Here is a 19,892-nt window from a genome sequence, read left to right as displayed (position 1 = left end):
CGGACCTCAGAGTTCGCCGCGCAGGCGGTAGATGCACAGGTTGTTGTCGCACTGGCCGCTGGGATCGCTCCAGGCCAGCTGGATCAGCACGGCAGAACTGGCGTTGTTGCTGCACGCGCCGTCGGCCTGACTGGGACAGATGGTGAAGTTGGCGCTGAGGATCGAGCTGGTCACCGGCAGCGTCGCCTGCACCACTTGCAGCCAGCAGGCGAGGTCGGCCTTGGCCACGTCGCTGCCACCATCGCCGCGTGCTCGGGTGGCGCAATCACTGCGCGAGGTGCTGCTGAACGCAGTGCCGGCGACCTTGTAGTAGGCCGAACTGCTGCTGAACTCGTGGGTGGCGCTCAGGGCATCCTTGGGGTTGCTGCGCATCTGTTCGAGCAGTTGCTGGGCGAGCATGATCGCCTCGTTGCGCTGCACGGCGTCCTGGGTGTAGCGCAGGCTCTTGCCCTGCAGCGCCGCCATGCCCAGGGCGCCAACGCTGACCAGCAGCAGGCTGATCAGCACTTCCAGCAGGCTGAAGCCGCGATGATTGCGTTTCATGAGGAGCACGCCGTGGTGGTGCTGGTGATCTGCCCGCTGGCGGAGATGCTCAGCAGGCGCCCATTGCTGGTGCCACTGACAGGGCACAGGCGGATGGTCTGTGCGGCGCCATTGAGCATGCCGGCGGCGCGGAAGGTGAGGCTGGTGGCGCTGCCGGTCGCGGTGACCGCACTGCCACCCGTGATGCCTTCGCTGCCGTACTTGCGCAGGGTCTCGCTGCTGGTGGCGACGTTCAGCGCGCCGACCCAGTTGCCATCGCTGGGGCTGACCGTCACGGCGCTGGCGCGGGTGATGGCCTCGCTGCGGGCGTACTGCAGCAGGTGGGTCAGCTCGCCGCTGACGGCGTCGACCTTGTTGCGCTGGATGAGGTCGCCAAACATCGGCGCGGCCAGGGTCGAGAGGATGGCCAGGACGGCCAGGGTGACCATCAGTTCGACCAGGGTGAAGCCTGGACTGGGAGTATGTGCCGGCATGGCGGGCCCCGACGTTGAGCCGGAGATTCCCGGCGAATGGCGCGCAGGGATACGCGATGCGTGTATGGGGAATTTAGAGGCTGTGTATCAAGGCTGAGATAAAGGAGTAGGCGGTCGAAATGCGCGTATGAATGGTCTGTCAGGTGACGACAGGTGCTCCCCGGCAAGGGCGTTCGGCAACGGCTGCTTTTGTAGGAGCGAGCTTGCTCGCGAACACGGGTTTGCCTGACGAATGGGCATCAGGCAGTTCGCGAGCAAGCTCGCCGCAACAGAGGGGAAGGGGTTCCAGCACTCCCAGGCAGAAAAAAACCCCGCTGATGCGGGGCTTTTCCGTTCAGTGCGCGGTGGCAGGCGCGCCAGCTTCGGCGGGCTTCTTGTCCGGCCTGGCCAGGAGCGTGTACACGCAGGGCAGCACGAACAGGGTGAACAGCGTGCCCACGCTCATGCCGGTGGCGATCACCACGCCGATGTCGAAGCGGCTCACCGCGCCGGCACCGGTGGCGAGCAGCAGCGGGATCACGCCGAGCACCATGGCCGCGGTGGTCATCAGCACCGGGCGCAGGCGAATCGCGGCAGCTTCTTCCACCGCGTCGCGCACCGACAGCCCGCGCTCATGGCGCAGCTGGTTGGCGAACTCGACGATGAGGATGCCGTGCTTGCTGATCAGCCCGATCAGCGTCACCAGCCCCACCTGCGTATAGATGTTCAGGCTCGACAGGCCGAGGAACAGCGGAATCAGCGCGCCGCAGATCGACAGCGGCACGGTCACCATGATCACCAGCGGATCGCGGAAGCTCTCGAACTGCGCCGCCAGCACCAGGAAGATCACCGCCAGCGCCAGGGCGAAGGTGATCATCAGCGCGCTGCCTTCCTGCACGAACTGCCGCGAGGCGCCGGCGTAGTCGAAGGAGAAGCCGCGCGGCGATTCCTGTTCGGCGATGCCGCGCACGGTGTCGATGGCTTCGCCCATGCTGACCATCGGCACGCCGGAAATGATCGCCGAGTTCAGCTGCTGGAACTGGTTGAGCTGGCGCGGGCGCGCGCGCTCGTGGAAGGTCACCAGGGTGGACAGCGAGATCAGCTGGCCGCTCTGGCTCTTCACGTAGTAGTTGTTCAGCCAGCCCGGGTTGTCGCGGTAGGCGCGCTCGACCTGGGCGATCACCTTGTAGCTGCGCCCGTCGATGGTGAAGCGATTGATCTCGCCTTCGCCCAGCAGCGCGCCGAGGGATACGCCCAGGTCCTGCATGCTGACACCCATCTGCGCCGCCTTGGCGCGGTCGATGTCGACCACCAGTTCGGGCTTGTCGAAGGCCAGGTCGAGGTCGAGGAAGGCGAACTTGCCTGATTCCTCGGCACGCTTCTTCACTCGCTCGGCGACCTGCAGCAGCGACTGGTAGTCGCTGGCGGTATTGATCACGAACTGGAACGGCAGGCCCTCGCCGGTGCCCGGCAGTGACGGCAGGTTGAAGCCGAAGATCTGCAGGCCGGGAATCTTGTCCAGCTCGCCCTGCACCGCGTGCAGCAGTTCCATCTGGCTGCGCTGGCGCTCGTCCCAGGGCTTGAGCAGCATGCCGCCGATGCCGGTCTGCACGCCGTTGTAGCCGTTGATCTGGAACGCCGAATAGTACTCGGGGAATTTACGGAAGATGCCCTCGAACTCCGCGGTGTACTTCGACAGGTAGTCCAGGTTCGCGGTCTGCGGCGCGTTGGCCATGATGAAGACGATCCCCTGGTCTTCCTCCGGCGCCAGTTCCTTGTGGGTGAACATCATCAGCAGCGGGATGATCGCCAGCACCAGCAGGGCGAAGACGATCACTACCGGCCGACTGTTCAGCGTGCCGTGCAGGGCGCGCTGGTAGCGCACCTTCAGGCCTTCGAAGATCAGGTCCAGGCGATGGGCCAGGCCGCTGGGGTTCTCGTCATGGCGCAGCAGGCGCGAGCACATCATCGGCGACAGGGTCAGGGCGACGATGCCGGAAATGATCACCGCGCCGGCCAGGGTGAAGGCGAACTCCTTGAACAGCGCGCCGGTGAGGCCGCTGAGGAAGCCGATGGGGGCGTACACCGCCGCCAGGGTGATGGTCATGGTCACCACCGGCACGGCGATTTCCCGTGCGCCCTCGATGGCGCCCTGGAACGGCGACTTGCCCTCCTCGATGTGGCGATGGATGTTCTCCACCACCACGATGGCGTCGTCCACCACCAGGCCGATGGCGAGCACCATCGCCAGCAGCGTCAGCAGGTTGATCGAGTAGCCCATCATCTGCATGAAGAACAGCACGCCGATCATCGACAGCGGGATGGTCACCACCGGGATGATCACCGAACGGAACGCGCCGAGGAACAGGAACACCACCACGATGACGATCAGGATCGCCTCGCCCAGGGTCTTCACCACTTCGTCGATGGAGGCCTGGATGAAGCGTGTGGCGTCGTAGGCGATGGACACCTTCAGCCCCGGCGGCAGCTGTTCTTCCAGCTCCGGCATCTTGGCGCGGACTTCCTTGATTACGTCCAGCGGGTTGGAACTGGGCGTGCCCTTGATGCCGATGTACACCGACGGGATACCGTTGAACGAGCTGACCGCGTCGTAGCTCGCCGCGCCCAGTTCGATGCGCGCCACGTCGCCCATCAGGACGCGGCGGTCGCCCGCTGTCTTCAGCGGGATGGCGGCGAAGGCTTCCGGGGACTTCAGGTCGGTGGAGGCGTTCACCGAGGTGACCACCAGCTCGCCCTTCACCTCACCGGCGGCGGAGAGGAAGTTGTACTCGCGCACCGCGCTGGCCACGTCGCCGGCAGTGACGCCGTAGGCGGCCATCTTCACCGGGTCGAGCCACAGGCGCATGGCGAAGACCTGGTTGCCAAGGATCTCCGCTTCGGCGATACCCGGCAGGGTGGCGAGCTTGGGCTGGATCACCCGCGACAGATAGTCGGTGATCTGCGGGTTGTTCATCTGCTCGCTGAAGAAGCTGATGTACATCAGCGCCGAGGCGTCGGCCGCTTCCTTGTCCAGCACCGGGTCTTCCGCGTCGGGCGGCAGCTGGGTCTTCACCTCGCCGATCTTCGACAGCAGCTCGGTGACCAGGCGATCGGAGTTGGCGCCGATGTGCGCGTAGATCGAGATCACCGAGTAGTTCTGCCGGCTCACCGAGGTCATGTAGTCGATGCCTTCGGCGCTGGCGAGGCTCTGCTGCAGCGGCTGGGTGATGTAGCCCTGGATGGTTTCGGCGTTGGCGCCGGCATAGAAGGTGGTGACGGTGATCAGCGCGTTTTCCATCTGCGGATATTCGCGGATCACCAGCTTGCTGAAGGCCTGCATGCCGAGCAGGACGATCAGCAGGCTGACCACGGTCGCCAGCACGGGGCGGCGGATGAATGGATCGGTAAACATGCTCTCAATCCTTCCTGGTTGGATCTGCTGCGCGTCGGCCATGCGGCGTTGGAGCGGTATGGCGAGATGCTCGCGAAATCCGGGCAGAGCGGTTGTCTCTGGTTGCCCTCGCCGGGGGCGAGGGCACTGCTATGCGATTACTGCGGGTCCTTGACGATGGCCACGGCGGTGCCGTTGTCCAGCTTGAGCTGGCCGGAGGTCACCACTTCTTCGCCGGCCTTCAGGCCCTCGAGGATCACTACGCTGCCTTCGCGGCGTTCGCCGGTCTTCACGAAGCGGCGTTCGACTTCGAGCTTCTGCTGCGAAGCCTCCGTGACCTTGGTCTGACTGGTGCTGGCCACGTCGGCGTCCTTGTCGTCAGCCTTCTTCTTTTGCGGCACCACGACGTACACCGAGTTGCCATACAGGGTGAAGGCCACGGCGGTCTCGGGGACCACGATGCGCGGCGCGCTGTCCGGCAGTTGCACTTCCAGGTTGGCGAACATGCCCGGCAGCAGCCTGCCGTCGGGGTTGGCCATGCTGGCGCGGACCAGCAGGTTGCGCGTCTGGTTGTCCACGCGGGGGCTGATGGCATCGATCTGCGCGTCGAAGGTCTGGCCCGGATAGGCCGCCACGCGCACCACGACTTTCTGCCCGCGCTTGAGCAGCGGGAAATCCTGCTCGGGCAGGAAGAAATCCACCTGCAGGGTCGAGAGGTCCTGCAGGGTGACGATCTCGGTGCCGGGGGATACGTAATCGCCAACATCCACCTGGCGGATGCCGATGGTGCCGGAGAAGGGCGCGAGGATGCGTTTTTTCGCCAGCGCGGCGCGCAACTGGGCGACGGTGGCGGTGGAGCGGTTCAACTGGGCGGCGAGACGGTCGTACTCGCTCTTGGAGATGGCCTGGCGGCCCACCAGGCTCTTGCCGCGCTCGTACTCCACCTGGGCCAGCCCGAGGTCCGCCTCGGCGGTACGCAGGGTGGCCTGTTCGACGTCGGATTCGAGCTGCACCACCGGCTGGCCGACCTTGACCTTGTCGCCGGAGACGAACTGCACCGCGCTGACGGTCCCGGACACCTCGGCAGTCAGGGTCACGCCCTGGATGGCGCGCAGGGTCCCGATGGCCTGCAGGCGGCTCTGCCAGTCACGCTCCTCGGCCTGTGTTGCGTTCACACTCACCGGCGGACGCGGTGCCGAGAACATGGCGATCTGTTTCTTGATGGAGAGGTATTTCGAGCCGGCGAGCACCGCAACGATGACGGCAACTACGCCCAGCATGATCAGCATGCGGCGCAACATCTTCCTGTTCCTTGGTACGTGCCTGGCAGCAATCGGGCGCGATCGCTCGCCCATGAATTGCCGGGCGGCCTTCCGTTCGCGCAGATATCGATCAGGCGTTGAAGCCGATACGGGGGACGCCCCATTGCGGGGCGGAATTGCGCACCTTATGCCTGAAACGATGGATAGTCAAAGGGCTGCGATTACAAGAGGTTTCGCACGAAAAGTAAGGTTGTTTGCGGAAAATGTGCGCTGAATGGGGGCGGCAGAGGGGCAGTGAAGAGAGCCACATCCGTGTGGCCGACGCGGGTCAGGCGCTGAGCTTGCGGGTGACGTCGGCGAGCTCGCCGGAGAGGCCGTGCAGGTGGCGGCTGGCGCCCTGGGTGCGGACCACGTTTTCCTCGTTGGTGGCGCCGATGGCGGTGATCTCGGTGAGGTTGCGCGAGATGTCCTCGGCGACCGAGGTCTGTTCCTCGGCGGCGGTGGCGATCTGCCGGTTCATGTCGCGGATCGCCTCCACGGCATGGGTGATGCTGCGCAGCACTTCGCCGGCCTGGGTGACGCGCTCCACGCCCTGTTCGCTGCGGGTCTGGCCGCTCTCGATCGCGCGCAGGGCGTTGACCGAACCGGTCTGCACGGTGTCGATGATCTGGTGGATCTCGGCGGTGGACTCGGCGGTGCGCTGCGCCAGGGTGCGGACTTCGTCGGCGACCACGGCGAAACCACGGCCGGCTTCACCGGCACGGGCGGCCTCGATGGCGGCGTTGAGGGCCAGCAGGTTGGTCTGGTCGGCGATGCCACGGATCACTTCGAGCACCTTGCCGATGCGCCCGCTGTCGCTTTCCAGGCGGCGGATGACCTCGGCGGTGTTGGCGATCTCGTTGCTCATCTCGGTGATGGTGACGATGGTGGTCTTCATCACCTCGCCGCCCTCTTGCGCGTGCTGGTCGGCGTCGTCGGCGGCGCGTGCAGCGTCAGAGGCGTGGCGGGCGACTTCCTGGGCGGTGGCGGACATCTCGTGCATCGCCGTGGCCACCTGGTCGGTGCGCGAGAACTGCTCGCGGGTGCCTTCGGCCATCAGGGTGGCAATGGCATTCAATTCGCCGCTGGCGGTGTCCAGTTCGGTGGTGCTGTGCTTGAGACGGGTGAAGGTCTCGGCCAGGAAGTCGCGCAGGGTGTTGGCGGCGCGGGCCAGGCGGCCCAGTTCGTCACGGCGGGTCGCATCCACGCGCTCGCCGAAGTTGCCTTCGCTGAGCTGGGCGATGTGCTCGATCAGGCGGGCGATCGGGCCGATCAGATTGCGGTTGACCAGCCACAGGCTGAGCAGTCCCAGGAAGAGGCCGGAGATCAGCAGGATCAGGCTGCCGCTGATGGCGGTGCTGTTGGCGCTGGCGGAAATGTTCTGGGCTTCTTCCTGGGCGTCGCGGTGCAGGCTGTCCACCAGCGCGGCCATCTGCTCGCTGGCGGCGCGGTCGATGCCTTTCACCGCGGCGTCACCGGCACGCGGGTCGCTGCCGGCGGCCAGGTAGGCGTCGCGGCCCTTGCGGTAGGCCTGGCCGAGCTGGCGGTGTTCGTCGCGCAGGCGGGTGACCTGGGACTTGAGCTGCGGGTCGTCGCTGGCGTTCTGTTCCAGGCGGCCGAGCACCTCCTGCACGGCACGTTCCTGGTCCTCGAACTGGCCCCAGTACTTGTTCAGCTCGGCCGGTTGCTGGCCACGCAGGAGGACGTTCTTCCATTCCTGCACCTGAACCTTGAAGGCCAGGTTGGCCTGGTCGACCAGTTGTGAGGAGCGCAGCGGGCCGTCCAGCAGGCGCTGGTAGGCGCTGACGCTGTCGGAGAGGAAATGGAAGCAGGCCAGGGCGATCAGCAGCACGAGCAGCAGGCTGCCGCCCAGCAGCGAAAGGATCTGGGTACGCAAGGAAGTGTTGGGGGACATCGTGTTTACGCCTCTAAGACGCAGGGTGGGAATCGGTCAGCCTTTGCATCGGCTTCGTGGGTGCGTTCGTGAGCCCGAGCAGACGAGTGGTAGCCGTGAGCAACTGCTCTGGTACGGGCGTTCTGGAGGGGCGGGTGAACGATGGAACAGGCTGCCAGGAGCGGATCATGCGCGCGGTCGCAGGCATGACCCGCTCCTGCAAGGGAAACCGGTGTGCAACCGGCAAATGCCTCAGGCCAGGTGCAGGTGGTTGTCCCAGAAGGCCGGGGGCAGCTCCAGGGGCGTGCCGGTGATGCGCTCGTTGCGGCAGTCGTAGACGCGGCAGCGGCCCTGGCCGGAGGTGACGACAAAGCCGTCCTTCACCGCGCCGACACCGGCGCAGTCGGGCAGGGGGGCGTCCAGGCGCACGGCACCGGTATCCAGGTCCCAGATGAAGAAGCGGTTGCCGCGCGGGGCGGTCAGGGCGACCAGGCGCAGGTCGTTGTGCACGGCGACGCTGGCGGTGTACTGGGTCATCGCCAGGCGTTGCTCGTCGGCCAGCGGGAAGGCCTGGAAGGCTTCGCCGGGACGTTTGATGGCGAGCAGGTCGGCACGGTCGTGGGAATCGCCCATGTACTGCTGGCCCGCGACGATCGTGCCGTCTGCAGCGATGGCCAGGTGGCGCACGCTGTTCATCTGTTGCGGCAGGGTTTCCTTGGAGAGCAACGTGCCGTCGCGCTGCATCAGCACCAGGCTCGGTTCCATGGCGTCGAGGTTCATCTCCACGCGGCTTTCGGCTTCGGTGCGAATGCCACCGTTGGCCACCACCAGGGTTTCGCCATCGGGCATCCAGGACACCTGGTGCGGGCCGAGGCCGTGAGTGGAGACCTCGCCGGTGTGGCTCAGGCGCTCACCGTCGAAGCGGTACACGCCGAGCAGGCCGCGGCCCGGATCGGTGGTGTCGTTCTCGGTGGCGTAGAGCCACTCGCCGTCCTTGTGCCACACGCCGTGGCCGTAGAAATGGCGGTCGGCCTGCGAGTCGAGGGTCTGCAGCAGGCGGCCGTCGTTCAGGTCGATCAGGTAGCTCTGCCGGCCCGGGCGGCGGGCGACGAACAGCGCCAGCGGCAGGCTGGGGTGCTGTACCACGTCGTGGCAGCGCAGGCCGACCTCGGTGGCGAAGGCGCAACTGCCGTCCAGCCGATAGCCCACGGCGTAGTGCTTGCCATCCGCGTCGTCACGGGCAGACAGCACCAGGGGCTCCTTGCCCTTGCGTGACAGCGTCCAGCCGCCGAAGGTCAGGGCGCCGAGCAGCAGGCTGCCCAGGCCGATCACGTGACGTCGCAACATGGCGTTCACCTCTTTCACTTCTTGCTTCCCGTCGATCTTGCGAGCTAGAGCCAGGCTAGGCGGGTAGGTGCGGCGGATGCGGAGTTGGCTCTAGCCAATGAGCAATCCGACGCACCTTTCCAACGACGCATGGCTGACGCGCAGCAGATCGAATCAATCCCCGTCGTTGGCGTTGAACCCCAGCTGCACGCCGAGCGCCTTGGCCAAGTCGCCTTCGTGCAGGCGGTGGACGACGTTGAGGCTGTCGTACAGCTCGTTCAGTTGCTTGAGGCCGGCGTCGTCCTTGAGCAGTTCGCTGAGGGGCTGGTTGATCGCCTTGAGCTTGCCATGGACGTCGGCGTAAGCCGCGTCGATCTTGCCGGCCAGCTCTTTCTGTTCGGCCGGCAGGAGGGCGCGCAGACCCTTCTTGTCGGTGCCGTCCCACAGCGCCTGGGCGCCGGTGAGGCTGGAATCCAGGCTCGCCAGGGAAGCGTCGCTGCGCCAGCCTTCGGCCTGGAACGGCTGCGGGATGCCCTTGCTCTGGCGGCCCAGCGGGGTGCCGAGCTTCTTCTTCAGCATGTCCAGCGCGGTGACCTGTACGCGCAGCAGCTCGGCGATGGCCTCGTGGGCATCGGCGTAGCGCTCGTTGGGGAACTTGGAGAGTTGGGCGAGCATGCCGCCGTCCTGCTTCCACTGCGCCAGGATGTTCTCCGCCAGCGCCTGCTGGTGTGCGCCGATGGCCTCCAGCAGCGGGCAGTAGCGCGCCTTGGTCTCGGCGTTGGCGAGGTCGATCCTGGCGTCGTAGAGGATGTATTCGTAGGCGGTCAGGCCCTGCACCACGACGCTGGACTTATCCAGGGTCGCCGGGGAAATCGCGTTGCCGCTGTTGAGCAACTGCTCGACCTGGCGGGCCACGAGGTTCTTCTTGTCCGGCCAGAACTGTACCTGCCAGGAACGGTTGCCCTCGGCCAGCGGGCCGACCAGCAGTGGTTGCAGCTCGGCCCAGGCCTTCTGCGCGGCCATGAAGTCGGCGCGGGCCTTGGTCAGGTCTTCCTTGCCCTGGCAGTAGGCCAGTGCGCTGGCGGCCAGCGCACGGTCGGCATCGACCCAGCGGCTGTAGGTCGGCAGGATCACCTGCTGGGCCAGCGTGGCGCTGGTGGTGGCCTGCGGGTCGGTGGGCGAGCAGGCGCCCAGGGCGATGGCGAGGCTGGTGATCAGCAGTCGGGGGCGGAACATGGTGGGCTCGGCTCCTTAGAGTGAGTTCAGGAACGCCAGCAGGGCATCGCGCTGCCCGGCGTCGAAATTCAGTACGCGTTGCTTGGCCGCTTCGGCTTCGCCGCCGTGCCAGAGCACGGCTTCGAGCAGGTTGCGGGCGCGGCCGTCGTGCAGGAACTGGGTGTGGCCGTTGACCGTCTCGGTCAGGCCGATGCCCCACAGCGGCGCCGTGCGCCAGTCACGGCCGCTGGCAAGAAATTCCGGGCGATTGTCCGCCAGTCCATCGCCCATGTCATGCAGCAACAGGTCGCTGTAAGGGCGGATGACCTGGTTGGCCAGTTCCGGCTCGGCGGCGTTGGCGCCGGTGGTGAACTTGGGGGTGTGGCAGCTGGCGCAACCGGAATCGAAGAACAGGCCCTTGCCGGTGAGCACCTGCGGATCGTCGACCTTGCGCCGTGCCGGCACCGCGAGGTTGCGGGCGTAGAAGGCGACCTGGTTGAAGATGTGCTGGCTGACTTCCGGCTTGCCGCCGTCAACGGCGTTCAAACAGTCGACCTGTGCCGGGGTGCAGTCGTCGTGGGGCAGCAGATCGCTGGTCAGGCCCATGTCGCCGGAGAAGGCGTGGGCGTTCTGCTGGGCGACATTGGGCTGCCCGGCCTTCCAGCCGAAGCGGCCGAGGACGGTGGCTTGTTTCTCGTCGTCCCAGACGCGATTCGGTCGGCCACGGACGCCATCGCCGCCCTTGGCCTGGCGCTCGGCGTTGGCGAGGATGTCCGACTCGCTGATGGACTCCAGCAGGCCCAGGCCGATCATCGGCGGGGCGATACGGGCGGAGAACATCGTGTCCTTGTGCATCGGGCCGTAGCCCAGGTCGCTGATGCGCAGTTTCGGCTTGCGCAGCTCGATCACGGTGCCGTCCTTGAAGGTCACCGGCACGGCGTCGTACTCCACGCGCACCTTGCCTTCGGGCGCGACGCCGGGGATGGCCGAGTCCTGGAACTGGCCGCCGTACACCGGCTCGGGCACCACGCCCAGGCGCTTGATGGTTTCGACGTCGGCGGAGCCGGCGGGGATCGACAGACGCACCAGCATCGACACGGCGTTGACGTCATTCAGCTCTGGCGGATGGCCGCGGCCGTCCTTGATGTGGCAGTTCTGGCAGGCGTTGGTGTTGAACAGCGGGCCGAGGCCGTCGCGCGCGGTGGTGGTGGTCGGTGCGATCACCCACGGGTTGCGGAAGAAGCTGTTGCCCACGGCGAAGTCCAGGCGACGACTCGGCGTGAGATTGCCCGAGGGCATGGAATAGGCGTTGCGGTCGCTCTGTTTCACCGTGGCTGCGCCGCCGGACAGTGCTTCGCCAGGCTCGGCCACGGCGTGCTGGGAGGTCTCCGGCTTGCACGCGGCAAGGGCGAGGGCAGACAGCAGCGGCACGAGGCGCAGGGCGGTACGGCGGTGGAGCATTGGCGGGGGTTCCAGGGCGGTATATGGCAGCGCGCCATGGTAGCAGGGGTGTCAAATGCAAATATGAAAAATTTGTATTTGCGAACGACTTCTTTTGTCGCCCGGAAATGACAAAGCCCCGCGGTGCGGGGCTTTGCTGGGGCTTGCAGGTGGCTGCGGCGTGGAGCCGCAGCGCCTTCAATCGTCAGGACAGGCTGATCAGAACTGGTGGTCAGCGTTGTCCGGCTTCAGGTCCTGCACGCCGACCGCGGTGGCGGCCTTTTCGATGGCGCCGGTCTGCTTGACCAGCGAAGCGATGGCGTCGCGGATCTTCTGCTGATCGTCCTTGTCGTCCGGGGCGATCATCTGGTCGAAGTGCACACCGTCCTTCTCGGCACGGTCGACGATGACCTGCATCTTGGCTTCGGTGTTGGCCAGATCGGCCTTCAGGTCGGCGTCGGCCGCGGCATCCGCCTTGGCGACCAGGTCGGACAGGCTCGGGCCTTTAACGACGCTGCCGTCGGTGCGCTTGTATTCGCCGGTGTAGATGTTGCGAATGCTCTTGGCGTTGAAGAACAGGGTGTTGTGGGTGTTGTCGCTGAAGCAGTCGTGCTCGTCTTCGGTGGAGTTGGCTTCCAGCGCGACCTTCATGCGCTCGCCGGCCAGCTCGCCCAGGGACAGGGAGCCCATGCCGAAGAACATCTTGCGCAGGTTGTTCTCGGCGGTGTCGGCCTCGACCTTGGCGCGGTAGTTGTTGGCAACGCCGGCCTTGAAGTTGCCGTGCATTTCTTCCAGGTCGGAGACCAGCAGGTCGGTGACGGCCTTCAGGTAGGCGGCGCGGCGGTCGCAGTGACCGTTGGTGCAGTCCTTGCCCTGGGCGTAGTCGGTGTACTTGCGATCGCCAGCGCCCGGGCCGGTGCCGTTCAGGTCCTGGCCCCAGAGCAGGAATTCGATGGCGTGGTAGCCGGTGGCGACGTTGGCTTCGGAACCGCCCAGCTCGTTCAGGCCCTTGAGCTTCTCGCCGGTGATTTCCTTGACGTCGATCTTGTCTTCGCCGACCTGGATCTCGGTATTGGCGATGATGTTGGCGGTGGCGCCGGCGTTGCCTTCGGCGTGCTGGTAGTCCTTGGCGACGTAGTCGATCAGGCCTTCGTCCAGGGGCCAGGCGTTAACCGCGCCTTCCCAGTCGTCGATGATCGAGTTGCCGAAGCGGAAGGCTTCGCTTTGCGAGTAGGACGGGCGGGACGCGATCCAGGCGGCGCGGGCGGCCTTCAGGGTCTCTTCGCTGGGCTTGGCGATCAGCGCGTCGACGGCAGTCTGCAGGGCCTTGGCGGTGGTCAGGGCGTCGCCGTAGGTGGCTTCGGCGATGTCCAGGTAGTTCTTCACCACGGCCTTGACCGCGGCCTCGTCGACCTTGGCGGCCGCTGCCGGGGCCGTGCTCTGGGTGCTGGCAGCCGGAGTGGCGGCGGGGGCTTCGGCTTTCTTGTCATCGCCGCAGCCGGCGAGGGAAATGGCGATGGCGAGCAGGCTGGCAGTGGCCCAGGGCATACGAGTCATGACGGGTTCCTTTGCATGGAGAGGAGGCGCACGTAAAAAGGACTGCGCAAGAAAATCCGCAACATAATGCGAAAGATTTGCATTTTTGAAAAGAGAGATCGCTGGCGTCGGACGATCGCGGGGCCTGCATGGCGCCGGCAGAAGGGATTGGCTGCGAGAGTTACGCTCGTCTTTTGAAAGTCTGTGCCGGGTTTTCCCTCTCCCTGACCCTGGCTACGCGCCCCGCTCGAAGGGAGAGGGGACCGGTCGGTGCAGGATGAAGTGGTGGCGTCAGCCGGCAGGGATAGCGCCCTCTCCCTTCAGGGAGAGGGCGGGGGAGAGGGATAGGACGCGCGAGGGAGTATCCGAAAAGGGCGAAGCTCAATGCCGCTCGACGGACCCGTTGGAATTGCCGCCGGCCGCTTCGGCCAGGCGTCGCGCCTGCTTGAGGTAGAGGGTCAGCTCGCGCGCCGGCAGCGGCTTGCTGTAGAGGTAGCCCTGACCTTCATGGCAGCCCTGGGCGATGATGTAGGCCTCCTGCTCGACCGTCTCCACGCCCTCGGCGATCACCTGCATGCCCAGGCTCTTGCCCAGCTGGATGATGGCGCGAACGATGGTGGCGTCGTCGTCGTCCAGCAGCAGGTCCTGAACGAAGCTCTTGTCGATCTTGATCTTGTCCAGCGGCAGGCTCTTCAGGTAGCTCAGCGAAGAGTAGCCGGTGCCGAAGTCGTCGATGGCGATCAGGGCGCCGGCACGACGCAGGCTGAGCAGGTGCTGGGCGGCGGTGGAAATGTCCTCCATCAGGCCGGTCTCGGTGACTTCCAGTTCCAGCGAGCGCGGTGGCAGGCGGTGCATCTGCAGCAGGTTGCTGACCACCCGCGGCAGGGCGTTGTGGCGTAGCTGCACAGTGGACAGGTTGACCGCCAGGCGCAGGTCGTCGAAGCCCTGGTCGTGCCATTCGCGCAGTTGGCGGCAGGACTGGTCGAGTACCCATTCGCCGATGCTGAAGATACTGCCGTTCTGCTCCGCCAGCGGGATGAAGAGGTCCGGCGCGACCCAGCCCTGGGTCGGGTGCTGCCAGCGCAGCAACGCTTCGACGCCGACCACGCGGTGATCGCGGTAATCCACTTGCGGTTGATAAACCAGGTGCAGCTCGTTGCGCGCCAGGGCTTCGCGCAGGTCTTTCTCCAGCTCGCGGCGTCGACGCATCTCGCTGTCGACGCTGGCGATGTAGAACTGGTAACGGTTGCGCGAGCGGCTCTTGGCCAGAGTCATGGTCTGCTCGGCTTTCTGCAGCAGCTTCTCGGTGGTCTCGCCGTCCTCGGGGAACAGCGTGATGCCGATGGTGGCGCGCAGGTGCACCAGGTGCTGGTCCAGCTCGAAGGGCGCTTCCAGGTCGTCGAGAATCTGCTGGGCCAGTTCCGCCGCTTCGTAGGGCTGCTCGATGTCGGCCTGGACCAGGGCGAACTGGTCGCCGCCCAGCCGCGCCAGGGCACCCAGGTGTGCGCTGCGGGTGCGCAGGCGGTCCGCGAGGGCGATCAGCAATTGGTCGCCGAATTGATAGCTGTACTGCTCGTTGATGCCCTTGAAGTCATCCAGGCCCAGGCAGAGCACGGCGACGCGGCGCTGCAGGCGTGAGGCGCCCTCGAGGATCTGGTCGAGGCGCTGTTGCAGCAGCTTGCGGTTGGGCAGGCCGGTGAGGAAGTCGTACTGCGAGATGCGCAGCAGGCTGTCTTCGGCCTCCCGGCGCAAATGGCCGTTGCGCTCGATGGAGGCCAGCAACTGGTTGGCGGTATTCACCCACAGGCCCAGCTCGTCCTTCTCGTGGCCGTCGGGCATCGGCAGCTTGTGCTGGCTGGGACGGTCCGGGTTGATCGAGGCCAGGTGCTCGATGATCTTCGACAGCGGCTTGGTCAGCAGCCAGTGGTAGACCATGAACAGCACCAGGCTCAGGGCCATGGCGCGCAGGATGCCGGAAATGAAGATGATCACCGAAGTGGCGACGAAGTCGTCGCCGTAGGGGGCGGTGTCGAGGGTGATCTTCAGGTCGCCGTAGTACTCGTTGGAGCCGCCGCGGCCGGCGAGGCGGATGGAGTAGTTCTGCTCGGCGCCGAGGATCGGGTCGGTCATCCAGCGGGTGCCGGACTCCAGCAGCGGGCGGGATTTCTCCGCGAGCATGGGTTCGTCGGGATGGCCAATCGCGGCGTAGCGGACGGCTTCGTGCTGGAACAGGCCTTCGAGGACCTGCATCGCCATGTCGCGGTCGAGGCTGTAGACGGCCTGGGTGGACGGATCGCGGACCATCGCCAGGATGCGCTGGGCATCGTTGTGTACGGCCTGGCGCGCCTTGTGGGCGTCATAGACGATCTGGGCACAGCTGAGTACCACCCCGACCACGAGGGCCGCGAGCAATACCATTCGCAGCAGCTTGAGGGAGAGGCTGTGCCGGGGATCCAGTTTCAAGGGCGTTCCTTGTTTCTCGCCAGGGGCGAACGACTGGGGCTGAGTATTGGCAATTGGCGCAATGACGTCAAAGGGCCATCGTTCTGTTTCGTGACTGTACCGGCCTTTCAGGTTAGCTGACACGAAGGTGTTACGCGCCCCATACGAAAAAACCCGGCGCGAGGCCGGGTTTTCGTATCAAGCAGGGTACATTCAGGCTGCGAACTGCTCAGCCACGAAGTCCCAGTTGACCAGGTTCCAGAACGCCTCGACGTACTTCGGACGCAGGTTGCGGTAGTCGATGTAGTAGGCGTGTTCCCAGACGTCGCAGGTCAGCAGCGGGGTGTCGCCGCTGGTCAGCGGGCAGCCGGCGCCGATGGTGCTGGCCAGGGCCAGGGAACCGTCAGCCTTCTTCACCAGCCAGCCCCAGCCGGAGCCGAAGGTGCCGATGGAGGTCTTGCTGAACTCTTCCTTGAACTTGTCGAAGGAACCGAAGGCAGCGTTGATGGCGTCAGCCAGGGCACCGGTGGGCTGGCCACCGCCGTTGGGGCTCAGGCAGTTCCAGTAGAAGGTGTGGTTCCACACCTGGGCGGCGTTGTTGAAGATGCCGCCGGAAGAGGTCTTGACGATGTCTTCCAGGCTCTTGCCTTCGAACTCGGTACCCGGAACCAGGTTGTTCAGGTTCACGACGTAGGTGTTGTGGTGCTTGTCGTGGTGGAATTCCAGGGTTTCCGCGGAAATGTGCGGCTCAAGGGCGTTCTTCGCGTAAGGCAGCGGCGGCAATTCGAAAGCCATGGTCTCTCTCCTATCTCACTCAGTCTGGGCTAGCGCGACGTGCGCGCGACCGGTACACGGGGCCGGTTCGATGTGTGTCGCGGCATCCGGGCGTAGCTGCAATGCGCCCCATCAAGGGACAGGCAGCGCGCCAGTTGCGTCCGGAAGGCTCAGAGCCTGCCGGCGCCGCGAAGGACCGATCATAGCACCCGACCTGCGGCATATCCACGCAGCAACTGTAAGGGCAAAGGCCCTGCACAGCGGCTTGCGCCGGAGCGCGACGCTCACTATGCACAGACCGGGATGACGGAACGTCGTTCGAAAAGCTTCCGTCGGCGGGCCGGAGATCAGTTGGCGAACACCAGTTGTGCGGCCATACCCAGCATCATCACCGCGACCATCAGGTCCACCAGGCGCCAGGTAGCCGGTCGAGCCAGCCACGGCGCAAGCCACGCGGCGCCGAAGGCCAGGGTGAAGAACCACAGCAGCGAGGCGCTGGCCGCGCCCATGGCATAGGCGCCGGGCGCCGTCTGCTGGGCACCGAGGGAGCCGATCAGCAGCACGGTGTCGAGGTAGACGTGGGGGTTGAGCAGGGTCACCGCCAGCGCGGCCATCAGCACGGTACGGCGTGAACGCGGGCCGGTTTCCTGGGCATCGGCCAGGGCTTCGGGTGCGACTGCACGACGCAGCGCCTTGAGGCCGTACCACACCAGGAAGGTGACGCCGCCCCAGCGGGCGATGGCCAGCAGCGTCGGATTCTCGGCGAGGACCTTGGCCAGTCCGAACACGCCGGCGCTGACCAGGATGGCGTCGCACAGCACACACAGCGCCGCCACCGACAGGTGATGCTCGCGGCGCAGGCTCTGGGCGAGGACGAAGGCGTTCTGCGCGCCAATGGCGATGATCAGGCCGGCGGCGACCAGCACGCCGTTGAGGTAGCTCTGCCACATGGCTCAGGCCTCCGGGTTCAGTGCGAGTGCGCGCAGCGTTTCCAGCGCGTGCGGGCCGTCGGCATGGGCGACGAACAGATGGTCGTGGTACCAGGCGGCGACCACGTTGCAGCTGATCCCGGCCTTGGCCAACGCGCCGGCCACCGCGGCGGTGAGGCCGACCGCCTGCAGCGCCGAGTGCACTTCCAGGGTCAGCCAGGCGGCGACGTAGTCGAAGGACAGCCCGGCCTGTTCGGCTTCGGCGCGCGACAGGATCAGTGTCAGCCCTTCGCGCTCGCGGAAGCTGCCCAGCGGCTGGAGGCCGGCCGGGAGCTGGCCGTCGGGGAGAGTGCAGAACACGTACTCGCCGTCGTTGAGCACCGGGGTCATGTCGCGCAGCAGCGCGGCCAGGGAGGTTTCGCCAGCCATGGTGGGCCGTCCATGAAAAGTGGGAATGCTGGCGATTGTCCGCGGTTGAGCGGTATAAGAAAAACCAATACTGCTGATATCTCATTAGGGAAACTGATCATGTTCGACTACAAGCTGCTCGCTGCCCTGGCCGCCGTGGTGGAGCAGGGTGGTTTCGAACGCGGCGCCCAGGTGCTGGGGCTGTCGCAGTCGGCCATTTCCCAGCGCATCAAGCTGCTTGAAGCGCGGGTCGGCCAGCCGGTGCTGGTACGCGCGGCACGGCCTCAGCCGACCGATCTGGGCCAGCGCCTGCTCAACCATGTGCAGCAGGTGCGCCTGTTGGAGGGCGACCTGCAGCAATGGGTACCCGCACTGGATGACGGCGCGGCGCCCGAGCGTTTGCGCCTGGCGCTAAACGCCGACAGTCTGGCGACCTGGTGGGCGCAGGCGGTCGGCGATTTCTGCGGCGAGCGCCACGTGCTGCTGGACCTGGTGGTCGAGGACCAGGAAGTCGGGCTCAAGCGCATGCGCGCGGGCGAGGTAGCCGGCTGCGTCTGCGCCAGCCCGCGCCCGGTGGCTGGAGGGCGTTGCGAGCCGCTGGGCGCCATGCGCTATCGCGGGCTGGCCAGCCCGGCGTTCATCGCCCGGCACTTTCCCAAAGGCGTGACGCCTGCCGGGCTCGTCCGCGCGCCGGCGATCGTCTACGGCCCGGACGACCAATTGCAGCACCGCTACCTGAAGGAACTGGGCGTCGACGGCCACTTCAGCTACCACCTGTGCCCGTCTTCCGAAGGCTTCGTGCGCATGACCAGCGGCGGCCTCGGCTGGGGCCTGGTGCCCGAGCAGCAGGTGCGCGGTGAACTGGAACGCGGCGAGTTGGTGGACATGCTGCCTGGGCAGGTGATCGACGTGCCGCTTTACTGGCACCACTGGCGCAACGGCGGCGAATTGCTCGCCGCGCTGACCCGGCACCTGCTGGCGAAAGCGCCGGGCCTGATGGTGCCGATCAGTCGCGAATGACGATGCTGCCGCTGCCCGGCAACTGCTCGATGCAGCGCGCGCCGAAGAGTTTCGACGGGGTGAAGTAGCCGACCGTGTTCGGGTTGGCCAGCAGCTGGCGCACCGCGAAGAGCACGCCATGGAGGGTCACGTCGTAGCCGTTGGCAGTTTCCAGCCGTGCGGTGCGGCGCTCGCCGCGGGCGTTGCGCACCTCGCCCCAGACCCAGGTGCGCAGCTTGCTGCGCGCCAGCTCGTCGGGGCCCTGGACGCGCTTGTCGACCTGCTCCTTGAGCCAGTCCTGTACGCGGTCGCGGCCCAGCAGCGGGCGAAAGCTGTCCATCACGCGCATGCCGAGGGCGGCGGCCGGCGGCACTGGCAGGTAGACCTCGATATCGCCGATGCCGGTGGAGTAGTAGGCCGTCGCCACGTCGCCCCAGGGAATGGTCACCGCATGCTTGAGGCCCCGGCCGAAGTCGATGTCACGGCGCTTGTAGCCCAGCGGCACGTCGCGCAGGCGCCCGGCCTCACGCACCTTGCCGCCCAGCTTGAGGCCTTCCACGGTGGTCTTGGCGGTGCCCGGCGAGAGGCCGCTGCCGCTGTCGAAGCCCAGCGCCAGTTGCGTGGCATCGGGCATGGCCTCCTTCAGGCTGGCGGCGACGCAATCGGTGGGGATCACATCGAAGCCGACACCGGGGCAGATCACCACGCCCGCCGTGCGCGCCACTTCGTCCAGGCCATGGGCGTATTCGAAGACGGAGATCTCCCCGGTGATATCCACGTAATGGGCGCCGCTGGCGATGCAGGCTTCGATCATCGGCGCGGCGGTGGCAGAAAAGGGACCGGCGCAGTTGGCGACGACGGCAACATCCTCCAGCGCGGCCAGGGCGGCGGCGCTGTCGGTCAGGTCGAAGACCCGGCATTCCAGCCCCAGTGAGCTGCCCAGTGCATGCAGGTTGGCGGGGTTGCGGCCGCCGAGGATCGGTTTCAGACCCTCGCGCTGCGCCTGTTCGGCCACCAGCCGGCCGGTGTAGCCGTTGGCGCCATAGATCATCCAGTGCGTCTTGCTCATGATGCAGCCTCGAGAGAAAGCGAAGAGTGCATCAAGGGTAGTCGCAACTGCCCGGTGGCTGTCGCCGATCTCAAGTCGTGCAACCCTGGCGCGGCGCTGCGGTCTGCAAGGATTCGTTTCTGGCGTGCAAGGCCAGAGTAGTACGGTGCGGCGCCTGTTAGAGTCGCCGGACT

General features: G+C 66.1%; 15 protein-coding genes. 1 reads left to right on the top strand and 14 read right to left on the bottom strand.

Annotation, left to right across the window (positions count from 1 at the left end; all coding sequences use genetic code 11):
* Nucleotides 1–6: 6 nt before the first annotated feature.
* From pilV to AC1ZV1_RS25220, 13 genes are all read right to left on the bottom strand, one after another.
* On the bottom strand, nucleotides 7–543 hold the full coding sequence (pilV, locus tag AC1ZV1_RS25280; protein ID WP_484294153.1) for a type IV pilus modification protein PilV: 537 nt from the start codon (nucleotides 541–543) through the stop codon (nucleotides 7–9).
* Nucleotides 540–1,016 carry a GspH/FimT family pseudopilin gene (locus AC1ZV1_RS25275; protein WP_484294152.1) on the bottom strand — a complete coding sequence of 159 codons (477 nt, stop codon included), beginning with the start codon at nucleotides 1,014–1,016 and terminating at the stop codon, nucleotides 540–542. The genes pilV and AC1ZV1_RS25275 overlap by 4 nt, the downstream gene beginning before the upstream one ends.
* Before the next feature lie 334 nt (nucleotides 1,017–1,350).
* Nucleotides 1,351–4,407 carry a multidrug efflux RND transporter permease subunit gene (locus tag AC1ZV1_RS25270; RefSeq protein ID WP_484294151.1) on the bottom strand — a complete coding sequence of 1,019 codons (3,057 nt, stop codon included), beginning with the start codon at nucleotides 4,405–4,407 and terminating at the stop codon, nucleotides 1,351–1,353.
* Between the two features lie 137 nt (nucleotides 4,408–4,544).
* On the bottom strand, nucleotides 4,545–5,687 hold the full coding sequence (locus AC1ZV1_RS25265) for an efflux RND transporter periplasmic adaptor subunit (RefSeq protein ID WP_484294150.1): 1,143 nt from the start codon (nucleotides 5,685–5,687) through the stop codon (nucleotides 4,545–4,547).
* Between the two features lie 289 nt (nucleotides 5,688–5,976).
* A complete protein-coding gene (locus AC1ZV1_RS25260; RefSeq protein ID WP_484297638.1) occupies nucleotides 5,977–7,065 on the bottom strand; it encodes a methyl-accepting chemotaxis protein in 1,089 nt (362 codons plus the stop codon).
* 768 nt (nucleotides 7,066–7,833) lie between these two features.
* Entirely contained in the window at nucleotides 7,834–8,928 is a 1,095-nt protein-coding gene (locus tag AC1ZV1_RS25255) for a DUF1513 domain-containing protein (RefSeq protein ID WP_484294149.1), read from the bottom strand.
* A gap of 153 nt (nucleotides 8,929–9,081) precedes the next feature.
* Nucleotides 9,082–10,143 (bottom strand): imelysin family protein, encoded by a 1,062-nt coding sequence (locus AC1ZV1_RS25250; protein ID WP_484294148.1) that lies wholly within the window; start codon nucleotides 10,141–10,143, stop codon nucleotides 9,082–9,084.
* A 15-nt stretch (nucleotides 10,144–10,158) separates the two neighbouring features.
* Nucleotides 10,159–11,583, bottom strand: a complete 1,425-nt coding sequence (locus AC1ZV1_RS25245) for a di-heme oxidoreductase family protein (RefSeq protein WP_484294147.1) — start codon at nucleotides 11,581–11,583, stop codon at nucleotides 10,159–10,161.
* A gap of 198 nt (nucleotides 11,584–11,781) precedes the next feature.
* Nucleotides 11,782–13,119, bottom strand: coding sequence for an imelysin family protein (locus AC1ZV1_RS25240; RefSeq protein ID WP_484294146.1), 1,338 nt, complete (start codon nucleotides 13,117–13,119; stop codon nucleotides 11,782–11,784).
* Between the two features lie 360 nt (nucleotides 13,120–13,479).
* Nucleotides 13,480–15,561 carry a putative bifunctional diguanylate cyclase/phosphodiesterase gene (locus tag AC1ZV1_RS25235; protein ID WP_484294145.1) on the bottom strand — a complete coding sequence of 694 codons (2,082 nt, stop codon included), beginning with the start codon at nucleotides 15,559–15,561 and terminating at the stop codon, nucleotides 13,480–13,482.
* 192 nt (nucleotides 15,562–15,753) lie between these two features.
* Nucleotides 15,754–16,335, bottom strand: coding sequence for a superoxide dismutase (locus tag AC1ZV1_RS25230; protein WP_045211147.1), 582 nt, complete (start codon nucleotides 16,333–16,335; stop codon nucleotides 15,754–15,756).
* Nucleotides 16,336–16,661: 326 nt separating this feature from the next.
* The gene (locus tag AC1ZV1_RS25225; protein WP_484294144.1) at nucleotides 16,662–17,264 is read right to left on the bottom strand and encodes a LysE/ArgO family amino acid transporter; all 603 of its coding nucleotides are present in this window, start codon (nucleotides 17,262–17,264) and stop codon (nucleotides 16,662–16,664) included.
* A gap of 3 nt (nucleotides 17,265–17,267) precedes the next feature.
* On the bottom strand, nucleotides 17,268–17,672 hold the full coding sequence (locus AC1ZV1_RS25220; protein WP_484294143.1) for an ACT domain-containing protein: 405 nt from the start codon (nucleotides 17,670–17,672) through the stop codon (nucleotides 17,268–17,270).
* Nucleotides 17,673–17,765: 93 nt separating this feature from the next.
* Between AC1ZV1_RS25220 and AC1ZV1_RS25215 the strand changes: the two genes are divergently transcribed.
* On the top strand, nucleotides 17,766–18,671 hold the full coding sequence (locus tag AC1ZV1_RS25215; protein ID WP_484297637.1) for a LysR family transcriptional regulator ArgP: 906 nt from the start codon (nucleotides 17,766–17,768) through the stop codon (nucleotides 18,669–18,671).
* On the opposite strand, the gene AC1ZV1_RS25210 is transcribed toward AC1ZV1_RS25215, so the two are convergent.
* Nucleotides 18,658–19,719 (bottom strand): saccharopine dehydrogenase family protein, encoded by a 1,062-nt coding sequence (locus AC1ZV1_RS25210; protein WP_484294142.1) that lies wholly within the window; start codon nucleotides 19,717–19,719, stop codon nucleotides 18,658–18,660. The genes AC1ZV1_RS25215 and AC1ZV1_RS25210 overlap by 14 nt on opposite strands.
* Nucleotides 19,720–19,892 lie beyond the last annotated feature (173 nt).

The organism is Pseudomonas sp. BB438 (assembly GCF_057180225.1).
The sequence above is the reverse complement of the archived record's forward strand: the minus strand, read 5'-3'. Positions and strand labels throughout refer to the sequence as shown.

What these genes read in the sequence shown, in the direction of transcription:
- pilV (WP_484294153.1), bottom strand. Translation starts at nt 543, where the DNA reads ATGAAACGCAATCATCGCGGCTTCAGCCTGCTGGAAGTGCTGATCAGC.
- AC1ZV1_RS25275 (WP_484294152.1), bottom strand. Translation starts at nt 1,016, where the DNA reads ATGCCGGCACATACTCCCAGTCCAGGCTTCACCCTGGTCGAACTGATG.
- AC1ZV1_RS25270 (WP_484294151.1), bottom strand. Translation starts at nt 4,407, where the DNA reads ATGTTTACCGATCCATTCATCCGCCGCCCCGTGCTGGCGACCGTGGTC.
- AC1ZV1_RS25265 (WP_484294150.1), bottom strand. Translation starts at nt 5,687, where the DNA reads ATGTTGCGCCGCATGCTGATCATGCTGGGCGTAGTTGCCGTCATCGTT.
- AC1ZV1_RS25255 (WP_484294149.1), bottom strand. Translation starts at nt 8,928, where the DNA reads ATGTTGCGACGTCACGTGATCGGCCTGGGCAGCCTGCTGCTCGGCGCC.
- AC1ZV1_RS25250 (WP_484294148.1), bottom strand. Translation starts at nt 10,143, where the DNA reads ATGTTCCGCCCCCGACTGCTGATCACCAGCCTCGCCATCGCCCTGGGC.
- AC1ZV1_RS25245 (WP_484294147.1), bottom strand. Translation starts at nt 11,583, where the DNA reads ATGCTCCACCGCCGTACCGCCCTGCGCCTCGTGCCGCTGCTGTCTGCC.
- AC1ZV1_RS25240 (WP_484294146.1), bottom strand. Translation starts at nt 13,119, where the DNA reads ATGACTCGTATGCCCTGGGCCACTGCCAGCCTGCTCGCCATCGCCATT.
- AC1ZV1_RS25230 (WP_045211147.1), bottom strand. Translation starts at nt 16,335, where the DNA reads ATGGCTTTCGAATTGCCGCCGCTGCCTTACGCGAAGAACGCCCTTGAG.
- AC1ZV1_RS25225 (WP_484294144.1), bottom strand. Translation starts at nt 17,264, where the DNA reads ATGTGGCAGAGCTACCTCAACGGCGTGCTGGTCGCCGCCGGCCTGATC.
- AC1ZV1_RS25220 (WP_484294143.1), bottom strand. Translation starts at nt 17,672, where the DNA reads ATGGCTGGCGAAACCTCCCTGGCCGCGCTGCTGCGCGACATGACCCCG.
- AC1ZV1_RS25210 (WP_484294142.1), bottom strand. Translation starts at nt 19,719, where the DNA reads ATGAGCAAGACGCACTGGATGATCTATGGCGCCAACGGCTACACCGGC.